Origin of the sequence: Arthrobacter sp. AG367 (genome assembly GCF_007828995.1) — a bacterium.
Taxonomy (GTDB): domain Bacteria; phylum Actinomycetota; class Actinomycetes; order Actinomycetales; family Micrococcaceae; genus Arthrobacter.
In genome coordinates this window covers 72068-89305 of the sequence record NZ_VIVE01000002.1, presented here as the reverse complement: position 1 = coordinate 89305, position 17238 = coordinate 72068, and the positions used below count along the sequence as shown (strand labels likewise).

General features: G+C 67.0%; 12 protein-coding genes. 9 read left to right on the top strand and 3 right to left on the bottom strand.

Going from position 1 to position 17238, the window contains the following annotated elements:
* Window positions 1-128 precede the first annotated feature (128 nt).
* Window positions 129-1118 carry an LLM class flavin-dependent oxidoreductase gene (locus FB478_RS07470; protein WP_056391952.1) on the bottom strand — a complete coding sequence of 330 codons (990 nt, stop codon included), beginning with the start codon at window positions 1116-1118 and terminating at the stop codon, window positions 129-131.
* 141 nt (window positions 1119-1259) lie between these two features.
* Here FB478_RS07470 and FB478_RS07465 point away from each other — a divergent pair, with 141 nt between their 5' ends.
* Together FB478_RS07465 and FB478_RS07460 are read left to right on the top strand one after the other, a co-directional pair.
* On the top strand, window positions 1260-2132 hold the full coding sequence (locus FB478_RS07465; protein WP_056391954.1) for an aldo/keto reductase: 873 nt from the start codon (window positions 1260-1262) through the stop codon (window positions 2130-2132).
* Window positions 2133-2172: 40 nt separating this feature from the next.
* Window positions 2173-2871, top strand: a complete 699-nt coding sequence (locus tag FB478_RS07460; RefSeq protein ID WP_056391956.1) for a type 1 glutamine amidotransferase domain-containing protein — start codon at window positions 2173-2175, stop codon at window positions 2869-2871.
* Window positions 2872-2967: 96 nt separating this feature from the next.
* On the opposite strand, the gene FB478_RS07455 is transcribed toward FB478_RS07460, so the two are convergent.
* Window positions 2968-5388 (bottom strand): PxKF domain-containing protein, encoded by a 2421-nt coding sequence (locus tag FB478_RS07455; protein ID WP_144600096.1) that lies wholly within the window; start codon window positions 5386-5388, stop codon window positions 2968-2970.
* 434 nt (window positions 5389-5822) lie between these two features.
* Here FB478_RS07455 and FB478_RS07450 point away from each other — a divergent pair, with 434 nt between their 5' ends.
* From FB478_RS07450 to FB478_RS07420, 7 genes are all read left to right on the top strand, one after another.
* Window positions 5823-6800 (top strand): ABC transporter substrate-binding protein, encoded by a 978-nt coding sequence (locus FB478_RS07450; protein WP_056391958.1) that lies wholly within the window; start codon window positions 5823-5825, stop codon window positions 6798-6800.
* A gap of 115 nt (window positions 6801-6915) precedes the next feature.
* Window positions 6916-7542 (top strand): TetR/AcrR family transcriptional regulator, encoded by a 627-nt coding sequence (locus FB478_RS07445; protein ID WP_056391959.1) that lies wholly within the window; start codon window positions 6916-6918, stop codon window positions 7540-7542.
* Window positions 7543-7639: 97 nt separating this feature from the next.
* Window positions 7640-9178, top strand: a complete 1539-nt coding sequence (locus FB478_RS07440; protein WP_144600095.1) for an aldehyde dehydrogenase family protein — start codon at window positions 7640-7642, stop codon at window positions 9176-9178.
* Complete coding sequence (locus FB478_RS07435; protein ID WP_018769945.1) at window positions 9179-10819, top strand: GMC family oxidoreductase; 1641 nt, start codon at window positions 9179-9181, stop codon at window positions 10817-10819.
* A 147-nt stretch (window positions 10820-10966) separates the two neighbouring features.
* Window positions 10967-12529 (top strand): APC family permease, encoded by a 1563-nt coding sequence (locus FB478_RS07430; RefSeq protein ID WP_144600300.1) that lies wholly within the window; start codon window positions 10967-10969, stop codon window positions 12527-12529.
* A gap of 180 nt (window positions 12530-12709) precedes the next feature.
* A complete protein-coding gene (locus FB478_RS07425) occupies window positions 12710-13270 on the top strand; it encodes a hypothetical protein (protein WP_144600094.1) in 561 nt (186 codons plus the stop codon).
* Window positions 13267-16131, top strand: coding sequence for an ATP-binding cassette domain-containing protein (locus FB478_RS07420; RefSeq protein WP_144600093.1), 2865 nt, complete (start codon window positions 13267-13269; stop codon window positions 16129-16131). Before FB478_RS07425 ends, FB478_RS07420 begins: the two co-directional genes overlap by 4 nt.
* Before the next feature lie 220 nt (window positions 16132-16351).
* Here the strand turns inward: FB478_RS07420 and FB478_RS07415 are convergent, their stop codons facing one another.
* Window positions 16352-17101, bottom strand: a complete 750-nt coding sequence (locus FB478_RS07415) for an SDR family NAD(P)-dependent oxidoreductase (RefSeq protein WP_056391966.1) — start codon at window positions 17099-17101, stop codon at window positions 16352-16354.
* Between the last annotated feature and the right edge of the window lie 137 nt (window positions 17102-17238).

Sequence of the window (17238 nt, the reverse complement as noted above, 5' to 3'; positions counted from 1 at the left end):
TGACCCGGGGCACATCCCATCCTCAGCCCGGGCAGTTACCCCCGGAAGTCCCCTTCATTGCGTATGTGTAAAAGTCCGACCGACCGAGTGGCGTTGCATGTTGCGCACCGGCCGGCAAACCACAGCGGCTACACCCGGACCAGCCCGGCCGCCTCGGCCAGGAGTTCCACGGACCGCAGGCGCGCCTCCGTCCCCGGGCTCTGGTGCGCCACGATGAGTTCGTCTGCATCGGCGTGCTTTCCAAAGCTGTCCAGGTAGTCAATGACGACGTGGGGCGTCCCCACTGCGGAGTACGTCATCATTTGTGCCATGTGGCGTCCCTGCGGCGAGTCCAGGATCATGTCCGCCTCGTCGTCGGTGAATTCGCGGCCGCCGCCGAAGAACAGGGAGACGCGGGCGCGCTTGGTGGCCTGGAACATGGCCTGCGCCTCGGACGCGGAGTCGGCGGCGATGACGTTGACGCCGGCGATCACGTGCGGCGCGTCCAGCTGGGCGGACGGTTTGAACTCGCTGCGGTAGATGGCCACCGCGTCCTGCAAAGCGGCGGGGGCGAAGTGCGAGGCGAAGGCGTAGGGCAGGCCCAGCTGCGCGGCCAGGCGGGCGCCGAACAGGGACGACCCCAGGATGTACAGCGGCACGTTGGTCCCCTTGCCCGGGGTGGCCTCGACGCCCTCGATGCGGGTGGGGCCGGTCAGGTAGCCCTGCAGTTCAAGGACGTCCTGCGGGAAGCTGTCGGCGGACATCGGGTCCCGGCGCAGGGCGCGCATGGTGTTCTGGTCACTGCCCGGGGCCCGGCCCAGGCCCAGGTCGATCCGTCCGGGGTGCAGCGTTTCCAGGGTGCCGAACTGCTCTGCGATGGTCAGCGGGGAATGGTTGGGCAGCATGACGCCGCCGGCGCCCAGCCGGATGCTTTCGGTGTGCGCCGCCACGTGGGCGATCAGCACGCTGGTGGCGGAGGAGGCGATGGAGGACATGTTGTGGTGCTCGGCGTACCAGACGCGCCGGTAGCCCAGCTTCTCGGCGTCCTGCGCCATGGCCACGCTACCTGCGAAACTCTCCGCCGCCGTCTGGCCTTTGCCGATGGTTGCCAGGTCAAGGATGGAGAGGGGAAGAGTCACGTCAGGTGCCGGCCTTTCAAAATGTTTCGTAGGGGGGTGCCGGCCGGATGGCGGCGGGCACGTGATGCATAACGACGGCGGGCCCCGCCTTATTTCTGTGAGCTGGGGAATACTCAGCATACTGATGAGGTTGCCGCCCCTATGAGCCATGATTCAACGAAGCAGCTGGAACTGTCCGCAACGATCGACCTCAAGGACCTGGGAACCGTGCACCGGCTGGGTTTTGGTGCCATGCGCATTGTGGGTGACGGCGTCTGGGGTGAGCCCGCAGACCGGCAGGCCGCCGTGGCCGTGGTGCGCCGCGCCGTCGAACTCGGCGTGGATTTCATTGACACCGCCGACTCGTACGGCCCCAACATCAGCGAGGAAATCATTGCCGAGGCCCTCCACCCCTACAAGGAGGGGCTGAAGATCGCCACCAAGGTGGGCTTCACACGCACGGGGCCCAACAAATGGGTTCCCGTTGGCCGGCCGGAATACCTGCGCCAGCAGACGGAACTGAGCCTGCGCAAGCTGAAGGTGGACACGCTGGACCTGCTGCAGCTGCACCGCATCGATCCCAAGGTGGACGCCGAGGAGCAGTTCGGCGTGCTGCGTGAGCTCCAGGACGAAGGCAAGGTCCGCGCCCTGGGCCTGTCCCAGGTGGGCGTGGCCGAACTCGAAGCCGCCGGAAAGCACTTCACGGTGTCCACCGTCCAGAACCGCTACAACCTGACGGACCGCAGCTCCGAGGACGTGCTGCGCTACTCCGAGGAGAACGGAATCGGCTTCATCCCGTGGGCGCCGATCTCCGCCGGCGAGCTCGCCCGGCCGGGCGGACCGCTGGATGAGGCCGCCAAGCGCCTTGGCGCCACCACCTCCCAGGTGGCCCTGGCCTGGCTGCTGCGCCGCTCCCCCGTGATGATGCCCATCCCCGGCACCGGCTCCGTGCAGCACCTCGAAGAGAACATGGGCGCCGCAGGCATCACGCTCGACGACGATACGTACGCGGAGCTAGAAGCGGCCGGCAAGTAGAGAACTCGGTACGTAAAGAAACCTGGACAGGAGCTACACGATGGCAAACATTTTGATGGTCGTCTCGGCCGCGGATTCCCTCACCATGAAGGACGGCAGCGAGCACCCCACCGGCTACTGGGCAGAGGAACTGGTGGTGGCCCACCAGACCCTGACGCAGGCCGGCAACACCGTCCACATCGCAACCCCCGGCGGCCGGAAGCCCACCGTGGACCAAGTCAGCCTGGCTGCCGAATCGGCCGGTGGCGAGGACCGGGCACAGGGCTTCCGGGACTACCTGGAAAAGATCGACGGCGAGCTGGCGCACCCGCTGGTGCTGGCCGACGTCGACGCCGCAGCGTATGACGCCGTGGTGATGCCCGGCGGCCACGGCCCCATGGCGGACCTCTACAAGGACGCCGACCTGGGACGCCTGCTGGTGTCAGCCAACAGGGACGGCAAGATCATTGCGCCGTTCTGCCACGGTCCGGCGGGGCTGCTGAGTGCAACGGACGACAACGGCGGGTTCGCTTTCAAGGGCCGGCGCCTCACGGTCTTCACCAACGAGGAGGAGCTGGGCGGCGGGACCGGGGAGAACACCCCGTGGCTGGTGGAGGATGCGCTGAAGGAGAAGGGCGCGGTGATCGAAAACGGTGCCGCCTGGTCCTCCAACGTAGTCCGCGACGGCAACCTCATCACCGGGCAGAACCCGCAGTCCAGCGAGGACGTGGCCAAGGAAGTCCTGGCTGCACTGAGCTAGTTCAGCAAGCACAAACGGCCATAAAAGAGGGGACCAGTTCGCAATGAACTGGTCCCCTCCTTGCGGCGCGCGTCATTGGGCGCCGGCCCGGCAGTGCTACTTCAGCTTGAAGTTCGCACTGATGAAGCTGCCGTCGTTCGCCGTCATGGTCAGCGTGTAGCAGCTGCCGGCCGTGGCGGGCGTCTTCCAGTTGTAGATGAACTGTCCTGACGTGGCGTCGTACCGCAGCGAGGTGTTGCCGGTGGCTGTGGTTTCGATGTCGTCGATCGGGCTCAGGAGCGAGCAGGCCACTTGCTTGGTGGTGAACTTGGCAAGTGCCGGATCAGTCAGCTCGGTAGCACCGGCGAAGATCTCGAACTTCGCCGGAACCGTGCTGCCGTTCTTCACCGTGTTCAGGACACCGTTCATGTCCACCGGCTGGTAGAACCCCTTCAGCGTCCAGGCCTTGACCGTGTAGGTCTGCTCCACCGTTGTGGTGTTGCCGGCCAGGTCGGTTGCCGTTGCCTTGAGCGTGTGCGTCCCGTTCTTGGTGTCATAGCCGGTGACCGCGCAGCTGCCCGAGAGGCCCGAACCGCCGCTGTCCGTTGCCGTGCAGGTGGGTTTGGCGGCGGTGGAGCCAAAGAAGCTGTCCCCCACGACCGAGTCGAAGGAAACGGCGGGCGCCGTTTTGTCGACCTTGAAGGTGGCCGAGGTGGCGCCTTCAGGAGTGGTGTTGCCGGCGCCATCCGTGAAGGCGGGGCTGTTCACGGTCACCGTCCCACCCTCGCCGGTGGTGGTCCGTGACTGGGTTGCGGAGGCAGGACCTGACACGTCGTCAGTTCCTGTAAAGGTGGCAGTGACGTCTGTGTTGTACCAGCCGTTGCTGTTGGCCTGCGTCGTGGCCCCGCTGTAGGCGACCTTCGGCGCGGTCTTGTCAATCCTGAACGACTTGGTGGTGGCCCCGGTGGGTGTGGTGTTGCCGGCGTTGTCGACGAAGGCAGGGCTCGGTACCAACACGTCCAAGCCCTCACCGCTGGAGGTTGCCGTCTGGGAGGAGGCAGCCAGCCCCGATGTCTTGTCCGTGGCTGTAAAGCGGGCCTCGACGTCCGATACGTACCAGTCGTTCAGGCCCAGGGTGCCGAACGCAACGTCGGCGTAGCTGACATCCGGTGCGGTCTTGTCGATTTTGTATGACCGGGAAACGGCACCAGCGGCGGTGGTATTGCCCGCGTTGTCGGTGAACGCAGGACTCTGGACCGTCACCGCCTCGCCTTCCCCGGCAGAGGTTACAGTTTGCGTTGCGGTGAGCGGTCCGGAGATCAGGTCCGTGGCGCTGAAGTCCGTCTGGACATCGGAGGTGTACCAGCCGTTGGTGCCGGCGGTTCCGGTTTCATCGGCGTAGCTTACCTCCGGAGCCGTCTTGTCGATCTTGAAGGTGTGTGAAGCCGCGCCCTCCGCGGCGGTGTTGCCCGCAATGTCAGTGAAAGACGGGCTGTTTACCTGGACTGCCGGTCCTTCGCCGGAGGAGGTCACCTTCTGTGATGAGGTCAGCAATCCCGAAGTGGTATCCGATCCGGTAAATGTGGCATCCACGTCGGACGTGTACCAGCCGTTGGTGCCGGCGGTTCCCGTTGCGTCTGTGAAACCAACCGTGGGGGCGGTGCCGTCCTTCTTCAGGTTGACGGTTTGAGTGGCCGCAGTCCCACCGGAGCTGGAGGCGGAACAGCTGAAGTCGGTAGCCACCTGGTCCGCGGCGATGGTCTGGTCCTGGCACCCCGTCTTGCTGAGGGTGCTCAAAGAATCGCTTTCTGTCACCGTCCAATGCAGGGCGACAGCGTTCTTGTACCAGTCGTTCGAGCCATCCGGCGTAGTGGGCGACAGGGTATAGGAAATGACGGGAGCCGACCCGTCAGTGATCCCGTAGGTAACGGAGCTGGCTACGGTGAGTCCGCCCTTGTCCGTGTAGCTGCAGCTGGCTTCCTGCGTGCCGACACCGCCGGCTCCGTCGGCGCCCGAGACGGCACCGAAGGTTGCCGGGAAGGAGCTGTTGCCGTCCTCAACGTCAGTCACGCTGCAGGTTGCGGCAGGAACGGCGCCCTTCGGGTACGAGGCGCCAGCGGTGACGCCGGTGATATTGAGCTTGGGCGCCGTGTTGGACGGCGCGGGGGCAACCACGTTCACCGTGAACGTGGCTGGGGCAAGGTTGAAGGTTCCGCCACTGTTGTTGCTTGCCTGGCTTGCACTCACGGTGGCAGAACCGGCGCTGACCGGGGTGACGGTCAAGGACTTCGTGTCACCGCATGACGTGAAGGTCACCGACGACGGGGACACCGTGGCGACGGCAGGGTTGCTGGAGCTGAGGTTCAGCGTGAGCGTGGTTGCACCTGTCAGGTTGCAGCCGCTCTTGCCATCGCTGCCCGTAGGCGCCACTGCCAGCGTAGTGCTGCCGTTGGCACCGCCGACGTTGAGCGGCATCAGCTCTGCCACTGAGTCAACCGTGCCGTCAAGGTTGTTGAAAATGTCATCGGCGTAAGCCACCCCACCGCCCGCAAGCAGCATGCTTCCCGCAGCTACTGCCGCCGCTGTCCTGGTGCTGGTTCGCCTAAGCAGGCCCGTCCCCCCAGCAGTAGTCTTCCCACCCGGCGAATGATTCATGTTTGTGCCTCCCTCATTTGCCCGCAGCCATCCGGGCCGCAGCGTATCTCACCGTAAGTTGGGGCACGGGCGGAGAACACGCGTAGTCACCACCTGTCTTTTCCGGCCGGGTACTCGTTTTCTGATGGATCTGTGACGCGCCATTGGGGGTAGTGGCCCGGGCCGGGCTGAATATGACTGCCGCGGTCCTCCGGTTAACCGCCGTTACTCCCTGTATCCCCGGGTTTCGGGGGCTTTGATTCGCTGTCGGCGGCTGCCGGATAGTTGCTGCAACGCGCACATTCCGTTGCATCCCTGCCACCCTTCCAGGAGGAAACATGGCCATCAAGCCCAAGCCGGCCGCCGTCGTTGCCCTGGCCGTCTCAGCGCTGCTGGGACTGGCTGCCTGCTCCGATCCCGGTGCCGCGGCGGCGACAGCACCGTCGTCGTCCACCACCAACGCCAGCGGCAAGACCTTCAACCTGTCCCCGGAGCAGGACCGCTTCAAAGTCTCTGCCGACCCCGCCGCTGCCGCACTGGTCCCGGAGGCCATCAAAGCGGACGGCAAGCTGACCGTAGTGACCACCGGCGGGGCGGCGCCGCTCAGCCTGTTCGCCACGGACAACAAGACCCTGATCGGCAGCGAGGTGGACATCGCCTACGCCGTGGGCGAGGCGCTGGGCCTGGACGTGGAGGTCCTGCCCGTGGCGTGGGCCGACTGGCCGCTGGGCGTGGAGTCTGCCAAGTACGAGGCCGTGCTTTCCAACGTGACCGTCACCGAGGCGCGGAAGGAGAAGTTCGATTTCGCCACCTACCGAAATGACCTGCTGGGCTTCTACGCCAAGAACGACTCCGGCATCGGTGAAATTAAGGAAGCCAAGGACGTGGCCAGCAAGAAGATCATCGTTGGATCCGGCACCAACCAGGAAGCCATCCTGGTGCGCTGGGACGAGGAGAACAAGAAGAACGGTTTGGCGCCGGTCCAGTTCCAGTATTACGACGACGACTCCGCCTCGAGCCTGGCCCTTCAGTCAGGACGTGCGGACCTGACGTTCGGCCCCAACGCGGCTGCCGCCTACAAGGCAGCGCAGGACGGAAAGACGAAGCAGGTGGGCACATTGAACGGCGGCTGGCCGCTGACGGCACAGATCGCCTTCACCACCAAGAAGGGCAACGGCCTGGCGGTGGCCGCCCAGGCTGCGCTGAACCACCTGATCGAGGACGGCACCTACGCGAAAATCCTGGACCGCTGGGGCCTCTCCTCCGAGGCCATCCAGAAGTCCGAGCTGAACCCGGCGGGCCTGCCCAAGAAATAAGGCAGCCTGCCGACGAAGGAATCCCCGCCCTGCCGGCAGCAGGGCGGGGATTCTTCTGTTTGAGTGCGGATCCGCGAAAGTGCGCTCCCGGCCGGTTAGGCAATAGTCTGGCCAGATGGGGACCAGTGCCGTTAACTCCGGCGAACAAGTGGACAGGCAGACGCGCATACTCGAGGCGGCCATGGACCTGCTGTCCCGGCACGGCATTTCCGGAGTGAGCATGCGGTCCGTGGCGCGGGAAGCCGGCGTGGCGCTGGGCCTGGTCAACTACTACTACGACGACAAAACCACCCTGATCCGGGCAGCCCTGCGCCGGGTGGATGAGCATGACCTTCTGCTCGTCGCCCCCGATCCGTCCACTCCCCCGGATGAACAGCTGCGCAAGGCCCTGCGGCGGGTTGCCGGCGCCGACCTGCTGACCACGCGCTACCTGTCCCTGCGCCTCCACCTTTGGGCCCTCGCCCAGGCCGACGAGGACTACGCCCAGATCAACGCCGCCGCCTTCGACCGCTACATCGACGGGCTCGCAGCACTGGTATCCAGCGCCAGGCCAGGGCTCTCCTGGGAGGCATGCCGGGAGCGCGCATCGGACATCGTGGTCATCCAGAACGGCATGTGGCTGACCGCACTGCTCGGGGTGGACAAGGCCGCCATCCAGCGAAGTATCCAGCGCACGGAACAGATTGCCTTCGCGCCGGTCCAGGATGAAGGGGCCGGCGGGCAGGAGCCCAGCCCGCGCTAACCCGCCTGCTCCCGGGCGCAGACAGCCCAAAAGTAACATTGAACGAGTGTTCAAAAAAGTATTGAACACTCGTTCAACGTGCATTACTGTCCTTCCTATGACATACGCCACACCAACCCTGGACGCCGTCGAGAGCACCACAACGGACGCAGCGTCCTCCCTGTTCATCAACGGCGCGTGGGAGCCGGCGGCATCCGGCGCCGTGCGCCAGATCCGCAACCCGGCAGACGGCGAGCTGGTGGCCACGGTCTCCGAGGCCGGCCGGGAAGACGCCGAACGCGCCATTGCCGCGGCCCGCGCAGCCTTCGACTCCGGCGCCTGGTCCTCCGTCCCGGCACCCGAGCGCGGGGCCTTCCTCCTCAAGGTCGCTGCCGGGCTGCGCGAACGGCGGGAAGAGTTCGCCCGGACCGAGTCCCTTGACACCGGAAAGCGCATGGTCGAGAGTCGCATCGACATGGACGACATCGCCGCCTGCTTTGAATACTTCGGCAGGCTGGCCGGGCAGCAGGCCGGCCGGGTGGTGGACGCCGGGGACCCCGGCGTCGTGAGCAGGATCGTCTACGAACCCGTTGGCGTCTGCGGCCTGATCACACCATGGAACTACCCCCTGCTCCAGGCGGCGTGGAAGATCGCCCCCGCGCTGGCCGCCGGCTGCACCTTCGTACTTAAGCCGTCCGAGCTGACCCCTTCCACCAGCATCATGGCCATGCAGCTGTTGAAGGACCTTGGCCTGCCGGATGGGGTCGCCAACCTCGTCACCGGGCCCGGCGCGGAGGCGGGTGCACCGCTCTCGGAACATCCCGCCGTCGACCTCGTTTCCTTCACCGGCGGCCTGGAAACCGGCAAGCGGATCGCCGCCGCCGCCGCAGCCACCGTCAAGAAGGTGGCGCTGGAGCTGGGCGGCAAGAACCCCAACGTGATCTTTGCCGACGCGGACTTCGACGCCGCCGTGGACAACGCCCTCAACGGTGCCTTCGTCCACTCGGGGCAGGTCTGCTCGGCAGGCGCCCGGCTGCTGGTGGAGGAATCCATCGCCGAACGCTTCGTGGACGAGCTGGTCCGCCGCGGCCGGGGCATCCGGCTCGGCGGCCCCTTTGACGACGCCGCCGAGACCGGCCCGCTGATCTCCGCCGCCCACCGGGACAAGGTGCACGCGTACGTCCAGCGCGGAATCCAGGAGGGCGCGCGGCTCCGCACCGGCGGCGCGGCACCTTCCGGGGAGAAGTACGACGGCGGGTTCTACTACCAGCCGACCATCCTGGACCAGGTGCAGCGCGGCATGTCCGTGGTCACCGACGAGGCGTTCGGCCCCGTGGTGACAGTGGAAACCTTCCGCACCGAGGACGAGGCCGTGGCCACCGCCAACGACACCATCTACGGGCTGGCCGGGGCGGTATGGACCCAGGACGCCGGCAAGGCGCAGCGCGTGGCGTCCCGGCTGCGGCACGGCACCATCTGGATCAACGACTACCACCCCTACCTCCCCCAGGCCGAGTGGGGCGGCTTCGGCCAGTCCGGCGTCGGCCGCGAGCTGGGCCCCACGGGCCTGGCGGAGTACCAGGAAGCCAAGCACATCTACCAGAACACAAGCCCGCAGGTCACCGGCTGGTTCGCTGACCACGGCAAGGAGAACTAGATGCACTTCGACAACATCGAGGACCTCAGCGAGCGCTCGTTCGATTACATCGTCATCGGCGGCGGATCCGCCGGCGCCGCGGTTGCCGCCCGCCTGAGCGAGGACCCGGACGTGACCGTGGCCCTGGTGGAGGCCGGTCCGGACGACCGCAACATCCCCGAGATCCTGCAGCTGGACCGCTGGATGGAGCTGCTGGAATCCGGCTACGACTGGGACTACCCGGTGGAACCGCAGGAAAACGGCAACTCCTTCATGCGCCACGCCCGTGCCAAGGTGATGGGCGGCTGTTCCAGCCACAACTCGTGCATCGCCTTCTGGGCGCCACGGGAGGACCTGGACGAATGGGAGTCCAAGTACGGCGCCGCCGGCTGGAATGCCGACGCGGCCTGGCCGCTGTACAAGCGGCTGGAAACCAACGAGGACGCCGGCCCGGACGCACCCCACCACGGGGACTCCGGCCCCGTGCACCTGATGAACGTGCCCCCGGCGGATCCTGCCGGCGTCGCTCTTCTGGACGCCTGCGAGCAGGCGGGAATTCCCCGTGCGAAGTTCAACACCGGCACCACCGTGGTCAACGGCGCCAACTTCTTCCAGATCAACCGGCGGGCGGACGGCACGCGCGCCTCCAGTTCCGTCTCCTACATCCACCCCATCATCGACCGGCCCAACTTCACCCTGCTGACCGGCCTCCGCGCCCGCCAGCTGGTGTTCGATGCGGCCAAGCGCTGCACCGGCGTGGACGTGGTGGACTCGGCCTTCGGCCGCACCCACCGGCTCTCCGCACACCGCGAGGTCGTCCTGTCCACCGGCGCCATCGACTCCCCCAAACTGCTCATGCTCTCCGGCATCGGACCGGCAGCACACCTTGAACAGCACGGCATCGACGTCCTGGTGGACTCCCCCGGCGTGGGCGAGCACCTGCAGGACCACCCCGAGGGCGTGGTCCAGTTCGAGGCAAAACAGCCCATGGTGCAGACCTCAACGCAGTGGTGGGAGATCGGAATCTTCACCCCCACCGAGGACGGCCTGGACCGCCCCGACCTGATGATGCACTACGGTTCCGTCCCGTTCGACATGAACACGCTGCGGCACGGCTACCCCACCACGGAGAACGGCTTCAGCCTCACCCCCAACGTCACGCACGCCCGCTCCCGCGGCACCGTCCGGCTGCGCAGCCGCGACTTCCGCGACAAGCCGATGGTGGACCCCCGCTACTTCACGGACCCCGACGGCCACGACATGCGCGTCATGGTGGCCGGCATCCGCAAGGCCCGTGAAATCGCCGGCCAGCCCGCCATGGCGGAATGGACCGGCCGGGAACTGTCGCCCGGCATCGAGGCGCAGACGGATGAAGAGCTGCAGGACTACATCCGCAAGACCCACAACACCGTCTACCACCCGGTGGGCACCGTCCGCATGGGCCCGGCCGACGACGACATGTCGCCGCTGGATCCCGGGCTGCGGGTCAAGGGCGTCACCGGCCTCCGCGTCGCCGATGCGTCCGTCATGCCCGAACACGTCACCGTCAACCCCAACATCACCGTCATGATGATCGGCGAGCGCTGTGCCGATCTGATCCGCGCGGACCGCACGGTCGAAGACGCCATGGAAGAAAAGGAGCTCACCACATCCCTCGCCTGAGCGGCAGGTCTTAGGGGGCCGCACTTCCCCAACAGCGGCGGCCCCCACCCTCGTTATTCCGCCGCACCCCAGGGCGGCCGGTCCCATCGTGCTTTTCTGATCTAGGAGTCCATATTGGAACCCAGCAAGAGTATTGATTCAAGCGGCATGGATGAATTCGGCTACACCCAGACCCTTGACCGGAGCATCGGCAAGTTTGCCAGCTTCGCCGCAGGTGTCAGCTACATCTCCATCCTCACCGGTGTTTTCCAACTGTTCTACTTTGGCTTTTCCATGGCCGGCCCGGCGTACGCCTGGTCCTGGCCCATCGTGTTCGTCGGCCAGCTGATGGTGGCCCTCTGTTTCGCCGAACTGGCCGGCCGCTACCCCGTGGCGGGCTCGGTCTACAACTGGGCCAAGCGACTGTCCTCCGGAACCTCGTCCTGGCTGGCCGGCTGGCTGCTGCTGTTGTCCTCCATCATGGCGCTGGGCTCCGTGGCACTGGCCCTGCAGATCACCCTGCCCCAGCTCTGGTCCGGCTTCCAGTTCGTGGGTGACGGCACAGGCCCCTACGACTTCGCCATGAACGGCGTGGTGCTGGCCACCATCATGATCACCATCTCCACCCTCATCAACGCGTTCGGCGTGAAGCTGATGACCAGGATCAACAGCATCGGTGTCTTCGTGGAGCTGATCGCGGCCGTGCTGCTGATCCTCGCGCTGGGCTGGCATGTGGTGCGCGGCCCGGAGGTCTTCTTCCAGACCAACGGCTTCGGCGAAGGCCACGACCTGGGCTTCTTCGGCGTCTTCCTGATCGGCGCCATGGCCTCCGGCTACGTCATGTACGGCTTCGACACCGCCAGCTCCCTCGGCGAGGAAACCAAGGATCCCAAGAAGACCGCTCCCAAGGCCATCCTGCGCGCCGTTACGGCATCGTTCCTGCTGGGCGGGGGAATCCTGCTCTTCGGCATCCTGGCCGCGCCGGACCTCGGCGACCCCCAGGTGGGGGCGGCCGACGGCGGGCTGCAGCACATCGTGCTCTCCGTCCTGGGCGGCCCGTTCGGCAAGGCCTTCCTGGCCTGCATCGTGGTGGCCGTGGTGGTCTGCACCCTGGCCGTCCACGCCGCCGCCATCCGGATGATGTTCGCCATGGCCCGCGACAACAACCTGCCCTTCAGCCGGCAGCTCAGCAAGGTGGATCCGGTCCGCCGGACCCCCACTGTCGCCGCCATCGTCATCGGAATCATGGCCGTCATCCCGCTGCTGGTCAACGTGATGCAGCCGGCCATCTTCACCATCCTGTCCAGCATCAGCATCGTGCTGATCTACCTGTCCTACCTCCTGGTCACGGTTCCCCTGCTGCGCAAGCGGTTCCTGAGGAAATGGCCGCTGGCCGATGACGTTTCCGAGCCCGGGTTCTGCATGGGCAAGTGGGGCGTTCCCGTGAACATCCTGGCCGTCCTGTGGGGCGCTGCCATGACGGTGAACCTGGTGTGGCCCCGCCCGGAAATCTACAACTCGGTGCCGCCGTTCGAGTGGTACCTGCAGTGGGGCGGCGTGATGTTCGTGGCCGCCGTCATCATCGGCGGGACCCTCCTCTACCGCCTGAAGATCCGCCACCAGACAGGGGTACTGGCCGAGCACGCCGCAGCCGTGGCCGCCCACCCGTCGTCGAGCGCCACACGCGCCGCTTCCGGGGAGCACCAGCTGGTGGACGTGCAGGTCCAATAGGGCTGCTGCTGCAGCAGGGTCCGCTGCAGCAGTGCATACAAAGAAAGGGGCCGACGGCGGCACTCACGTGAGTGCCGTCGTCGGCCTTTTCTGCGCCTCCGGCCACCGCCATGTTGAGGCCCGTCGTCACACAAGGAAGCGGCCTCCTGATCCGGAGCGGCAACGCCCTACCCTTGACAGGTGACTTTGACTAAGATTCGTACCGCCGCCGCGGGCTCCCTCGCCGCCGCCGGTCTCCTGTTGACCCTCGCCGGCTGTTCCACCCCGGCCGCCACCCAGCCAAGCGCCTCTGCGCCCGCTTCCTCAGCTTCTGCCAGCGCCGCGTCCACCACAGCCGGCCCCTGCGCCGGGGTTAAGGTCATCGTCGATTCCGGCGCCCTGAAGCAGGCCGCTGCGGACACCTCCACCTGCGTGTCCGTGGACGGACCCACCGTGGCGTCCAAGGTGCTCGACAAGGCAAAGGTCAAGACCGAGGGCACCACCCAGTACCCCAACGAAATCGTGTGCCGCGTGAACGGCGTGCCCGCCGCCGACTTCGACATCAAGCACAAGGACGGCACCTACCGCGAAGAGTGCAAGGGCATGCCCGCTGCTTTCGCCTACTGGGGTCTCTGGGTCAAGCCCGCCTCCGGTGAATGGGCCTACGCACAGGAAGGCCTCGCCACCTTGAAGGTGAGCCCCGGTGAGAGCCTGGAACTGCTCTTCACGGTCGACGGCGAGCCGGCCGCGCCCGCGGCATGACCTTCCGGCCCGCGCCGTTGCGCGCAGCGGCAGTCCTCGCCGCTGTGTTCATCGCGGCGCGGGTCATTTACCGCGTCCTTTTCAATGGGGCGGGCACCGGCAGCCCGGTCCTGCTCGACCTGCCGCCGCTGCGGCTTCCCGCCCCGTACGCGCACGTGGTGTTCCTGGGCCCGGTCACCGCGCCGGGCCTCTGGCAGGCGGCGCTGTCCGCCCTGCCCATTGCGGCGACCATCCTCGGCTTCGGCCTGCTCAACGCGTGGGTTGATGTGTCCCGCGGCTTCGTGCGGCTGGCCCGCGGCGGCCCGCTGCAGGGCGTGGCCCGGATGCTGGTGGTGGCATGGGCGGCCCTCCCCGCTCTGTCCGACGCCGTGGCCTCCGTGCGCCTGGCGTTCCGGCTCCGGGGCGAACGCTTCGGCCCCCGCGCCCTGGTCCCCATACTGGAGCGCACCCTGGAGCACGCCGGGCGGGTTGCCGCAGCTTTGGAGCTGCGCGGTTTCGGGAGCCGGGCAGCGCACCAGCCAGGGCTCGACGGCGGCCTGCCGCTTATGGTCCGGAACGCACAGTTCCGGATTGGGGACACCTGCGTAACGGTTGACGGGTTCGCGCCGATGCCCGGCTCCGTCATTGTGATCACCGGGCCCACGGGCTCCGGAAAGTCCACCATCCTGCGGGGCATCGCCGGCCTGCTCTCCCATGTTGACGGCGGAGCGGTTTCCGGCACCGTTCTCGCCGGCGGACTGGACCGCGCCGCCACACCGCCGCGGGACACCGCCCGCCTCATCGGCACCGTCCTCCAGAATCCCCGGGCGGCCTTCGCCACCACCCGGGTCCGGGATGAAATCGCCCTGGCCCTTGAGCTGCGCGGCGTGCCTGCCGCCGCTGCGCAGGCGCGGGTGCTGGAGGTGGCCGGGCGGATCGGAATCCCGGCACTGCTGGACCGGAATGTCAGCACCCTCTCGGCCGGTGAGGCGACGCTGGTGGCCATCGCCGCCGCCGTCGTGGACCATCCAAAGCTTCTCCTGGCGGACGAGCCCCTGGCGGATCTTGATACGGCAGCCCGCGCACGCGTCATCGCAGTGCTCAACGCACTCGCCGGCGACGGCGTCTGCGTCATCGTGGCGGAGCACCGGGCGTCAGCACTCGCCCCCGTCGCCGATGCATGGTGGACCATTGACGGCGGCGCGCTGGTGCAGGGTTCTGCGCCGCCCGCGGCGCCGGTGCCTTCCGGTGACAGTCCGGCGCGGGAGGTGGCCGGCTCCGTGCCGGTGCTGACGGCGGCCCACCTCGCCGTGCACCACAAAGGTACGCCGCTGGTGCGCGACGCGTCCCTGGCCCTCCACCCCGGTGAAGTGGTGGCACTGGTGGGGCCGAACGGAGCCGGCAAGTCCTCCCTCCTGGTGGCGCTGACCCTGGGTGAGGGAGCTGCTGACAAAGGAGTGCTCGACGGCGGCCGGGTGGCCCTGGTGCCGGACGCCTCGGACGACCTCTTCACCAGCGACACCGTGTCCGGAGAGCTCCGTGCGGCCGAGCGGCGCCTGGCCCGTGGAAAGAGTGGCGCTCGTGGGAAGAGTGGTGCCCGTGGGAAGAAGGGCGGACAGCCCGCCCCCGGCTTTGCGGCGGCACGCCTGGCCCGGCTGCGGGGAGGCGTGCAGATTCCCATTGGCCACGAGCATCCCCGGGACCTCTCTGCCGGTGAGCGCAGGATCCTCGCCATCGCGCTGCAGACCATGGACAGCCCGCAGGTCCTCCTGATCGATGAGCCCACGCGCGGCCTGGATCCCGCGGCGCGGACGGCTGTCTCGGCGGCTTTGCGGGCGGCGGCGGATGACGGCGCCGCAGTCCTGATTGCCACCCACGACCTTGAGTTTGCCCGCGGCCTGGGCGCCCGGATCCTGCCGATGCGGGACGGCGTGGCGCCTGCAGCCAAAGCAGCCATCAGCCCCGAACCGCTTGTCCTCCCATCGCGGCCAGCAGCAACGAGGCCACAGCCAGCGACCCTCAACGAGCAGGCTGGCCCACGGGACGCTGCAAAGCCCCGGCGCCCCCGGATGCCGCGGGCGCTCGAACTGGCAGTCCTCGCGGCCGCAAACCTGCTGGCCTTGGCGGCCTTCTGCTGGCCGCTGCTCGCCGCCGCCGTGCCGCAGGATGCCACGGCTGCCCTCCCCTACGCTGCGCTGGCCATCGCACCACTGGCGGCCGTCGCCGTCGTGGTGTCCCTGGACGGGTCGGTCCGCTCGGCACACACGGTGGCACTGCTGGGCGTGCTGGCCGCGGTCGGTTCCGCTGTCCGGGTGGCGAGCACCGGCGTCGGCGGCGTGGAGGCGGTCTTCATCCTGCTGATCCTGGCCGGACGGGCGTTCGGCGCCCGGTTTGGCCTGCTCCTCGGCGCCGCCACCATCGCCGTCTCCAGTGTGCTGTGGGGTGGCGTTGGGCCGTGGACGCCCTTCCAGATCTTCGCCTGCGCCTGGGTGGGCGCCGGGGCCGGGCTGCTCCCCCGCCGGGTGCGGGGCAGGGCCGAGCTGTGGATGCTGGCAGGCTACGGCGTGGTGGCGTCCTATGTGTTCGGCCTGCTGACCAACCTGTGGTTCTGGCCCTTCGCGGTGGGCACCGGCACCGGCATCTCCTACGTGCCCGGCGCGCCGCTGGCCACCAACCTCAGCAGCTTCCTGCTCTACTCGCTGTTGACGTCGACGGCGGGCTGGGACACCCTGCGTGCAGTCACCACGGTGATCGGGATCGCCGTGGTGGGCCGCGCCATCCTCGCCGCGCTGCGGCGGGTAAAGCCGGTCTCCGGCGCGGGTGGGCAGGCCGCGCGGCCCCAGCCCACCCACGTCGTGGACCCGCTACAACTCAGGGCCTGAGGACCCGCCGAAAGATAGTTGCGTTGGCATGAGCTGTGGATGAATCATGCATCTATTCCGCATGGTTATCTTCAAAATCTCGCGCTTTTGTTGCAGCTCCTGTGACCCTGATCTCATCACTACAGCTCTTCGATCATGAGAGGCATGAAGAGCTGTCCCATGCCAGTGATTGCACAGGCCATCCGGCACCAGCCCTAGGCGCTGAGCCCTAAGCCCCGGATCAGGTTCCTATTCCCAGGTGGGCTCCGCCTGCCACATCGAGGGATACGCCCGTGATGTAGCGGTTGTCCGGGTCGGCAAGGAAAAGGATGGCGCGGGCGACTTCCTCTGGTTCGGCGAACCGGCGCATTGGAAGCTGGGCGGCGCGCTTGGCGCGGTTTGCGGCTGCATCAGGGCCAGAGTCTTTGGCGAATTGTGCCCACATGGGAGTGTTTACCGGGCCGGGCGCGATGGCGTTGACCGAGATGCCGTTGGGGCCGAGCAGCTCGGCGAAGGACCACATGATGTGGAGTACTGCGAGTTTGCTTGCGTTGTAGGGCAAGTAGTTGAGGCGGGCTTCTTTGGCTGCAACGGAGGAGAGGATCACGATGGCGCCGGCAGTGCCGGTCCCAATCATTGATTGTGCGGTTTCGCGGACCATGGTGAAGGTTCCGGAACCGTTGATCCGCATGATGGAGTCGAATTCTTCGGTCGTTGTTTTCATGATGTCCGGCGTGGCACCCAGGACTCCAGCTGCGTGGACGAGAGCGTCGATGCGCCCGTGCGTGGTTGTGACATCACGGACGACTGTGGCGCATTGTTCTTCGGAGGTGATGTCCAGCGGGAAGAAGCCGGCGAGTTCCTGGCCATCCTTCGGGCCGCGGTCGGCACCTATGACGAGTGCCCCTTCGGCCGTGAGTGCCTCGACGACTGCATTACCGATTCCGCCGCTTGATCCGGTCACCAGAACGACTTGGTCTTTGAGGCTCATCTGATTTCTCCGCTTATCTGTTGCTGCCCTGCGGCTGGCTGGTGGGCTGCTCGTTTCATCTTTCCAGCTCCTTACTTGAGGTTTCATGGGGGTGAGCCGTCGCTCCGGGCGCGGACCAGGGTGGTGCACCTGCCCGT